Source organism: Paracoccus sp. (in: a-proteobacteria), from assembly GCF_047973135.1.
Lineage (GTDB): Bacteria > Pseudomonadota > Alphaproteobacteria > Rhodobacterales > Rhodobacteraceae > Paracoccus.
The window spans coordinates 1-8,419 of sequence record NZ_JBKEBL010000327.1 but is presented as its reverse complement, the minus strand read 5'-3'; the positions used below and the strand labels follow the sequence as shown (position 1 = coordinate 8,419).

Genomic DNA, 8,419 nt, shown 5'->3' with positions numbered 1-8,419 from the left:
GGGCTGAAGCGGGCCGGAGTTGCCGATGCAGGTGGTGCAGCCATAGCCGACAAGGTTGAAGCCGACGGCGTCGAGGTCCTCTTGCAGACCGGCAGCCTCAAGATATTCGCTGACGACCTGCGAGCCGGGGGCAAGCGAGGTCTTGACCCAGGGCTTGCGGTTCAGGCCCAGCGCGCGGGCCTTGCGGGCCACCAGACCGGCGCCGATCAGCACATAGGGGTTCGAGGTGTTGGTGCAGGAGGTGATGGAGGCGATCACGACCGAGCCGTCGTGAAGCTTGTACTCCTCACCCGCGACGGCCGCCGATTTGCGCAGGTCCGCCTTGTCGGCCACCGCGACCGCGCCGCCCTCATCGGCCATTTCCTTGGCGTCCCTGGAGGTGTCGGTGCCGCGATAGTCGGTGACGACCTTGTAAAAGCTCGACGCAGCATCGGTCAGCGCGACATAGTCCTGCGGACGCTTCGGGCCGGAGATGGCGGGCACGATTTCGCCCATGTCCAGATGCAGGGTCGAGGTATAGACCGGATCGTAATCCGCGCCGCGCCAGAAGCCGTTTTCTTTGGCATAGGCCTCGACCAGCGCAATGCGATCCTCATCCCGGCCGGTCTGGCGCAGGTAGCGCAGCGTCTCGTCGTCGATCGGGAAGAAGCCGCAGGTGGCGCCGTATTCGGGGGCCATGTTGGCGATGGTGGCGCGCTGCGCCAGCGGCAGGTTGTCAAGGCCGGGGCCGTAGAATTCGACGAACTTGCCGACCACGCCATGCTTGCGCAGCATCTGCACGACCTTCAGCACCAGGTCGGTGCCGGTCGTGCCTTCGACCATCTCGCCGGTCAGCTTGAAGCCCACGACCTCGGGGATCAGCATCGAGACCGGCTGCCCCAGCATCGCGGCCTCGGCCTCGATCCCGCCGACGCCCCAGCCAAGGACGGCAAGGCCGTTGACCATGGTGGTGTGGCTGTCGGTACCGACCAGCGTGTCGGGATAGGCAACCGTCGCGCCGTTCTGGTCCTTGTCGGTCCAGACGGTCTGGGCCAGATATTCAAGGTTCACCTGATGGCAGATACCGGTTCCCGGGGGCACGACGCGGAAATTCTGGAACGCCTTCTGGCCCCATTTCAGGAACTGATAGCGTTCGATATTGCGTTCATATTCGCGTTCGACGTTGAACTGAAATGCGCGAGGGGTGCCAAATTCGTCGATCATGACCGAATGGTCGATGACCAGATCGACCGGGTTCAGCGGGTTGATCTTTTGCGCGTCGCCCCCAAGCGCCTTGATGCCATCGCGCATTGCGGCCAGATCTACCACGGCGGGAACGCCGGTGAAATCCTGCATCAGCACGCGGGCCGGGCGATAGGCAATCTCGCGCGGGTTCTGGCCGCCTTTTTCCGCCCATTCGGCAAAAGCCCTGATGTCATCGGTGCTGACCGTCTTGCCGCCATCCTCGAAGCGCAGCATGTTTTCCAGCACCACCTTCAGCGAGGCGGGCAGTTTCGAGAAATCGCCCAGGCCCGCTTCGGTCGCGGCCGAGATCGAATAGTAATCGACCTTCTGGCCTCCGGCCGTCAAAGTTCGGCGGGTCTTGGCGGTGTCGGTTCCGGTGACGATGGGCATCAGGGCCTCCCTGTCTGCAAGATGGATGGGTCGGGCTTCGGTGCACCTGCTTTGCCCCATGCCGGGGGCTTGTGCAAGTGCATTGCAAGCGATTTGTATGCAATGGCATACCATAATCTTTCCTGTTGCTCAAGAGGCACGATCACGCCGGAACGTCCGGTCTAACGAAGCCTTGATTTGTATTTGAAGCAACGGCCCCGCTATTCATGAAGATAAATGACTTTCCTGAATATACGGACGCAACCATGCGGTCTTTTCCGCACATCTTTGGCACTACCGGTCGGGCAGGCGGTTCGCCGCTGTTCATGATCGCGGCGGCGTTGCTGCTGTCGGCCATGGCGGCTGCGGGGCAGGGGGCTGGCCAGCCCGACGAATGGGGCGATATGCCGGTGATCGTGGCACCGACCGATCCGGGCCGTGCGGCTGCGGCGCAGCTTCCGCTGATTCCAGGGGATGGCGGCTTCAACAGCTTTGCCGCGACGGATCTGGTCTCGCCCCCGCTTGGCGATGTTTTGCCGGCGATCACGCCCGTGGTGATTGAACTGTTCACCTCGCAGGGTTGTTCCTCTTGTCCGCCGGTGGATGCGATGGTGGCCAGCCTCGCGGCCGAGCCGGGGGTTCTGCCGCTGTCCTTTCACGTCGATTACTGGGACTATCTGGGTTGGGCCGACAGCTTTGCCCATCCCGAGTTCACCGCCAGGCAAGCGGCCTATGCCAATGCTGTGGGCGAAAGGGCGCTGTATACGCCGCAGTTGATCGTCAACGGGCTGGATACCGCTGTCTCGCCCGGTCCGGCGCAGCTGATGGGGCTTATTGACGCGCATCGCCTGTCGCCCGCCATGGTCGCCGTTCACACCGACAAAAGCCCCGATGGCAGCCGGATCGAGGTGACGCCGCTGTCGCAGCTTGGCGGGTCGGTCGATCTGCTGCTGATCCGCTATGCGCCGCAGCGCAAGGTCCGGGTGCTGGCGGGCGAGAACCGGGGGCGCGAAATTCACTATACCAATATCGTGCTGTCGGTGGATCATCTTGCGGATTGGGACGGCGGTGCCCCGCTGCGCCTTACGGTGCGATCCGACAGCGCGCTTGATGACAGTTTCCCCGACGATACCCGCCATGTCCTGCTGGTCCAGCAAGAGATCGGGCGTCACGGGCTGCCGGGGCCGATCTTCGCGGCGATCAGTCTGGATTAGGCACCTCCTGCCCTTGCAGATCATGCAAATTCCGGCCAAGACAGCCGGCATGGGAGACTGGATCATCAGCATTGCAGGCACGGTCGAGGGCGCGCGAATCGCCGCCGGGCTGGCCCTGATGGCCGCTTTCCTGCATGCGCTGTTCGGGGCCTTGCAAAAGGGGCGGCACGATCCCTGGCTGTCGCGCGCCGCGATGGATTTGTGCTATGGCCTGATCTCGCTGCCTTTCGCGCTGTTCGTCGTGCCTTGGCCTGCGGCCGGGCTGTGGCCGGTGCTGCTGGGGGCTACGGCGATCCACATCGCCTATAAGGCCGCGCAGGCCATGACCTATCAGCGAGGGGCCTATACGGTGGTCTATCCGGTGGTGCGCGGCAGCGGCCCGATCTTTACCGTTGCCGCCGCCGGCATCGTCTTTCACGAACATTTCAACCTGACGCAATGGCTGGGTGTGCTGATGCTGACCGGCGGTATTTTCGGCCTTGCCGCCTATAATTTCCGCCGCCTGACTGTCGGGCGCGAGACGCTGGGGTCGGCGCTGGCTTTTGCCGTCGGGACCGGCGCGCTGGTGGCGCTTTACACCACCTATGACGCCTGGGGCATCCGCCTTGCCGCCAATCCCTTCACCTTTCTGGTCTGGTTTTTCGTGCTGGATTCGCTGTTCATGCCATTCTGGAACCTGCGCCGCCTGCGCGGCCTGCCACGCTCTGAGATCGCGCCGCTGGCTCTGCGCGGGCTGCTGGGGGCGGTGGTGGCTATTGCCAGCTTTGGTTCGATCATGCTGGCCACGCGAATCGATGACGTCGGCCGGGCCGCCGTCCTGCGAGAGACCTCGACCGTTTTCGCGGCCCTTGTCGGCTGGCTGATCCTGGGCGAAAAGGTAGGTCCGGTGCGCGTGGTCCTGATGGCCCTGATCGCCGCCGGGGCGGTGGTCGTGGAATTCGCCGCCTGAAACCGTTGGGAGAATGCGCATGAAGGAACCGAAACCCTGGGTGAAACCGGCGCTGGAGCTTGGTCCGGTTCTGCTGTTCTTTGTCGTCTTCATCCTGTTCCGCGGCCGCGAGGTACATCTGTTCGGGCAGGATTACAGCGCCTTCATCCTTGCCACGCTGGTTTTCGTGCCGGTGCTGGCCGCCTCGACACTGCTTTTGTGGCGACTGACCGGCAAGCTGGCACCGATGCAGGTGGCAACGCTGGTGCTGGTCGTGGTGTTCGGCGGGCTGTCGATCTGGTTGAACGATCCGCGATTTTTCAAGATCAAGCCGACGATCATCTATCTGCTGTTCGCCGCACTTCTGGGCTTCAGCCTGCTGACACGGCGCAACTGGCTGCAACTGGTCCTGTCCGAGGCGCTGCCCATGAATGCCGAGGGCTGGCGCAAGCTGACCCTGCGCATGACGCTGTTGTTTCTTGCGCTGGCCGCCGCGAACGAGATCGTCTGGCGCACGATGTCCGAAACCACCTGGGTCTATTTCAAGACCTTCGGCCTGCCGCTGATCCTGTTTGCGTTCCTGATGGCAAATGCCGGACTGTTCCGGGCACATGCAACGGATCAGGGTACCGACAACGAAGGCTGACGCCGGAATATCGGCCGGGGGGCTGCCGCGAGAGCTTTGCGAACGCCATTTGACCCTCATGCGCCAAAGCGAGCAAAGCTTTTTTGCTTGGGTCGATTTCCAAATAATCACTATTATGGAACAAACAGGAAAGCATGGAATATTCATCATTCCTTGTGCTTTTGATGAGAAACAGAAACCTCCTGACTGGCAGAAAGGACGAACGGGAAAAATGCGCGATGCGGGCTTTGTGATGATCGCCGGGGCGTGGAACGGGCTGGGTCGGACATGAATGTCTGCATGCTGCCTTGCCCCGTAATCTTTGATCTGGACGGCACGCTGATCGACAGCGCGCCCGATATTCACGCCTGCGTGAATGCCGTATTGCGCGAACACGGCCGCGCTCCACTGACGCTGGACCGGGTTCGCAGCTTTGTCGGCGGCGGCGTCGATCTGCTGTGGCACCAGATCGTCGCGGCGACGGGGATCGACCCGATGCGGAAACGCGCATTGATGGCCTCGTTCATGACCCGCTATCACGGCGCGACCAACCTGACCCGGCTGTACCCGCATGTACGCGAGACGCTGGGGATTCTGGCTGATCGGGGTTATCCTTTGGGGATCTGCACCAACAAGCCGCTGCGCCCGGCCGAGGCGGTTCTGGATCATTTCGGCATCAGGAACCTGTTCGGAATTGTGATCGGCGGCGATTCTCTGCCGCAGAAAAAGCCCGATCCCGCCCCGTTACGGGCGGCGCTGGCCGGCCTGGGGGCGCATCCGGAAAGCGCGCGGGCGATCTTTGTAGGCGACAGCGAATTCGACGCGACCTGCGCTGCCGCCGCTGATGTGCCCTTCCTGATCTATAGCCGGGGCTATCGCCTGACGGCGCTGGAAAAACTGCCGCATCACGCCGCTTTCGACGATTTCACTGCCCTGCCCGCCCTGGTCGAAGCCTGTTACCTCTCTTGATCGCGCGACCCATGCTTGACTTGGCAGCCGAATGGCGGCAAGCGGGTGTCGCGCCTCATTGATTGGAAAAGCCCATGGATCTGCGCCAGTTGACCCCCGATCTTGCCGTTTCGCCTCAGATCATGCCCGCGGACGTACCCCAGCTTGCCGAGGCCGGGTTCAAGGTTCTGATCAATAACCGCCCCGATTCCGAAGTCGAACCCGCCATTGACCACGAAGTCATGGCCCGCGCGGCCGAAGCCGTGGGCATGCGCTATCACTATCTGCCGTTTCAGCCCGGCCAGATCACGCCGGACCTGATTTCCGGTTTTGCCGATGCGACGGTCGGGCGCGATCCTGTGATCGCCTATTGTCGTTCGGGCAATCGCTGTACGGTATTGTGGGCGTTGACGCAGGCCGGAAAACGGCCCGAGGCCGAGATATTCGGCATCGCGGCACAGGCCGGTTACGATTTGTCACCGGTCCAGCCGCTGATCACCTCATTGGCGCAGCGGGGCTGACCACCGCCCTGCCCCGCCTCAGGCCGGAACGCCAAGGGCGCGCTTCACATTCGCCGTCCAGCCCAGCAGCCGCAAATCGCCCGCCGCAATCGCCGGGCGCTTCATGACACTGGGCTTGGCCCCCATCATCAATACCGGGTTGTCGGCGCGCTGCGCCTCGGACATGCCGCGCCAGGTCAGGCTGGCGCGGTTGATGATCTTTTCACCCCATTGAGCAACCAGTTCCTTGCGCTCAGCCTCGGATAGCGGTTCTTTCTGAACGTCGCGGAAATCGACCTGCCAACCGTAGTCCTGCAAGGCATTTTGCGCTTTTTGGCAAGTAGAACAATGCGCAAGTCCATAAAGTGTAAGCGATTTCTGGGCCATGGCCATCCTCAGACAAAGGGCACAAAGGGGACACCGCAGGCGGCAAGGCCAAGCAGCGCGGCAAGTGTCAGGGCAAGTCTCATGTCGGTCCGTTCCGAAAATCCGTCACCCCGCCTTATCCCGCATGGCCGGAGGTGACGCAACTCAATCATCCGGCGCGTGGTGAAGGCTTTTCCTGATCCGCCGCATCGCCCACCAGACGACCAGCACCGCTACCGGTGTCAGCCCGGCAATCAGCCACGCCTTGTCGATTCCCAGCCCCGACGCCACCGGCACCAGCGTATAAGACAACAGTCCCACCGCGTAATAGCTGATGGCAACGACCGACAATCCCTCGACCGTGTGTTGCAGGCGCAGTTGCAGACCGGCACGGCGATCCATGCGCTCAAGGATCGACTGGTTCTGGGCCGAACGTTCCACATCGACGCGCGTTCGCAGCAATTCCCCTGCGCGGCTGGCACGTTCGATCATGTCGCGCAGGCGGCTTTCGGCGGATTTCACGGTGCGCATGGCGGGCAGATAGCGGCGGCGCATGAATTCGGTCAGCATCTGCCGTCCGTGGCAACGCGTCTCGCGCAGGGCCGAGACGCGATCCATCACGATGGCCTCATAGGCCTGAGTTGCACCAAAGCGGAATGAATTCTGCACCGCCTGCGTTTCCAGTTCCGCCGAAACCGCCAGCAAATCCTGCAACACCGTATCCGCCGGGCGGCCGTCATTGGTCATGCCATCGACGATGGCGGACAGGCGCGGCTCCAGCTCGTTCAGGCGGCGGCTGAGGCTGCGCGCGCGGCCCATACCCAGCATCGACATGGCGCGATAGGTTTCCAGCTCGACCAGCCGGTGAACGATCCGCCCGATCCGGGCCTCGCCCACGCCGGGGCGAACAAAGACGGCAAAGCGCATCCAGCCATCGGCATCGATGCGAAAATCGCCCGCGACCAGCGCGTTTTCGTCCAGCACCCAGACGGCGGTCAGGCTGTCAGGCGCGAACCAGTCGCCGATACGGTCCAGCGCCGCCTCGGGCTGATCCGGCAGGATAAAAATCTGCACCAGAATCGCCGCGACCCGTTTTCCCGGCGCATTGGCCTGCCAGCTTTCGGGAAAGATCGCCGCCGTGCCGGGATCAAAGGGGCGTGCGGGCAGGCCCGGCGTCATGGCCATATAGGTCACAAACTCGGTGTGGCTTTCCCATTTCAGCTCGTGCCGCCCAAGCTGCCCCTGATAATGGCTGTCGTCGGGATCGGGGCGCGGCCCGCCATGCCGCTTGGTCAGTTCCAGCAAATGCCGCATATCCTGCGCCCGGTCGCGGTTTGCCGCCTCGCGCGGTTCCTTGAAGGCAACGAAAACGCAGCTTGACGGAACCTTGATGCGCGGCGATGGCCGGGCATGCAGTTCATTCACCAAAGCAAAACGCAGGGGGTGTTCGGTATCGGGGTTCACGCGCGCCTCCTTGTCCGGCTTACACTCTGCCGATCATGCGCGAGACCGCAAGTGCCAAGCGGGCCGGGCCGGTCATCGCCACCGCAAACAGTCCGGTCACGAAAAAGGCGGACCGAAACGGCCCGCCCCTTTTCGTCAATGCTGTGCCGGATCAGTCCAGCAGCGGCAGCAGCTTGTTCACCGAATCCTTGGCATCGCCATAGAACATCCGGGTGTTTTCCTTGAAGAACAACGGGTTCTCGATCCCTGAATAGCCGGTCCCCTGCCCGCGTTTCGACACAAAGACCTGCTTGGCCTTCCAGACCTCCAGTACCGGCATTCCGGCAATGGGGCTGTTGGGATCTTCTTGCGCGGCAGGATTCACGATGTCGTTCGAGCCGATGACGATAACCACATCGGTCGAGGGGAAGTCCTCGTTGATCTCGTCCATTTCCAGCACGATGTCATAGGGCACCTTGGCCTCGGCCAGCAGCACGTTCATATGGCCGGGCAGACGGCCCGCGACCGGGTGGATGGCGAAACGCACCTCTTTGCCCGCCGTCCGCAACTTGCGCGTCAGTTCGCTGACGGCAGCCTGCGCCTGTGCCACGGCCATGCCATAGCCCGGCACGATGATCACGCTGTCGGCATCGTTCAGCGCCGAGGCCACGCCATCTGCGTCGATGGCGATCTGTTCGCCCTCGATCTCGGCGGCGGGGCCGGCTTCGCCGCCGAAACCGCCAAGGATCACACTGACGAAATGCCGGTTCATCGCCTTGCACATGATATAGCTGAGGATCGC

At 62.8% G+C, this 8,419-nt stretch carries 10 protein-coding genes; 6 read left to right on the top strand and 4 right to left on the bottom strand.

Annotation, left to right across the window (positions count from 1 at the left end; all coding sequences use genetic code 11):
• The coding region (gene acnA, locus ACK5L9_RS23400; RefSeq protein ID WP_416913860.1) for an aconitate hydratase AcnA at positions 1-1,614 on the bottom strand (1,614 nt) is incomplete at its 3' end.
• A 245-nt stretch (positions 1,615-1,859) separates the two neighbouring features.
• On the opposite strand from acnA, the gene ACK5L9_RS23395 reads away from it, so the two are divergent.
• The 6 genes from ACK5L9_RS23395 to ACK5L9_RS23370 all read left to right on the top strand — a co-directional run bounded on the left by ACK5L9_RS23395 (position 1,860) and on the right by ACK5L9_RS23370 (position 5,829).
• Positions 1,860-2,807: a DUF1223 domain-containing protein gene (locus ACK5L9_RS23395; protein WP_416913859.1), complete on the top strand. Its 948-nt coding sequence runs from the start codon at positions 1,860-1,862 to the stop codon at positions 2,805-2,807.
• A gap of 49 nt (positions 2,808-2,856) precedes the next feature.
• Positions 2,857-3,756 carry an EamA family transporter gene (locus tag ACK5L9_RS23390; protein WP_416913858.1) on the top strand — a complete coding sequence of 300 codons (900 nt, stop codon included), beginning with the start codon at positions 2,857-2,859 and terminating at the stop codon, positions 3,754-3,756.
• A gap of 19 nt (positions 3,757-3,775) precedes the next feature.
• Positions 3,776-4,381 (top strand): inner membrane-spanning protein YciB, encoded by a 606-nt coding sequence (locus ACK5L9_RS23385; protein ID WP_416913857.1) that lies wholly within the window; start codon positions 3,776-3,778, stop codon positions 4,379-4,381.
• A gap of 49 nt (positions 4,382-4,430) precedes the next feature.
• On the top strand, positions 4,431-4,652 hold the full coding sequence (locus ACK5L9_RS23380; RefSeq protein ID WP_416913856.1) for a hypothetical protein: 222 nt from the start codon (positions 4,431-4,433) through the stop codon (positions 4,650-4,652).
• A gap of 8 nt (positions 4,653-4,660) precedes the next feature.
• On the top strand, positions 4,661-5,329 hold the full coding sequence (gene gph, locus ACK5L9_RS23375) for a phosphoglycolate phosphatase (RefSeq protein ID WP_416913855.1): 669 nt from the start codon (positions 4,661-4,663) through the stop codon (positions 5,327-5,329).
• Between the two features lie 74 nt (positions 5,330-5,403).
• Complete coding sequence (locus ACK5L9_RS23370) at positions 5,404-5,829, top strand: TIGR01244 family sulfur transferase (RefSeq protein ID WP_416913854.1); 426 nt, start codon at positions 5,404-5,406, stop codon at positions 5,827-5,829.
• Positions 5,830-5,847: 18 nt separating this feature from the next.
• Here ACK5L9_RS23370 and ACK5L9_RS23365 read toward each other — a convergent pair whose 3' ends face one another.
• The 3 genes from ACK5L9_RS23365 to ACK5L9_RS23355 all read right to left on the bottom strand — a co-directional run.
• A complete protein-coding gene (locus ACK5L9_RS23365; protein ID WP_416913853.1) occupies positions 5,848-6,126 on the bottom strand; it encodes a hypothetical protein in 279 nt (92 codons plus the stop codon).
• 213 nt (positions 6,127-6,339) lie between these two features.
• Positions 6,340-7,638 carry a DUF3422 family protein gene (locus tag ACK5L9_RS23360; protein ID WP_416913852.1) on the bottom strand — a complete coding sequence of 433 codons (1,299 nt, stop codon included), beginning with the start codon at positions 7,636-7,638 and terminating at the stop codon, positions 6,340-6,342.
• A gap of 151 nt (positions 7,639-7,789) precedes the next feature.
• On the bottom strand, positions 7,790-8,419 hold a 630-nt coding region (locus ACK5L9_RS23355; protein ID WP_416913851.1), incomplete at its 5' end, for an NAD(P)(+) transhydrogenase (Re/Si-specific) subunit beta.

Bases quoted from the DNA above. Each gene is read 5' to 3' on its own strand.
- ACK5L9_RS23395 (WP_416913859.1), top strand. From the start codon at position 1,860: ATGCGGTCTTTTCCGCACATCTTTGGCACTACCGGTCGGGCAGGCGGT.
- ACK5L9_RS23390 (WP_416913858.1), top strand. From the start codon at position 2,857: ATGGGAGACTGGATCATCAGCATTGCAGGCACGGTCGAGGGCGCGCGA.
- ACK5L9_RS23385 (WP_416913857.1), top strand. From the start codon at position 3,776: ATGAAGGAACCGAAACCCTGGGTGAAACCGGCGCTGGAGCTTGGTCCG.
- gph (WP_416913855.1), top strand. From the start codon at position 4,661: ATGCTGCCTTGCCCCGTAATCTTTGATCTGGACGGCACGCTGATCGAC.
- ACK5L9_RS23370 (WP_416913854.1), top strand. From the start codon at position 5,404: ATGGATCTGCGCCAGTTGACCCCCGATCTTGCCGTTTCGCCTCAGATC.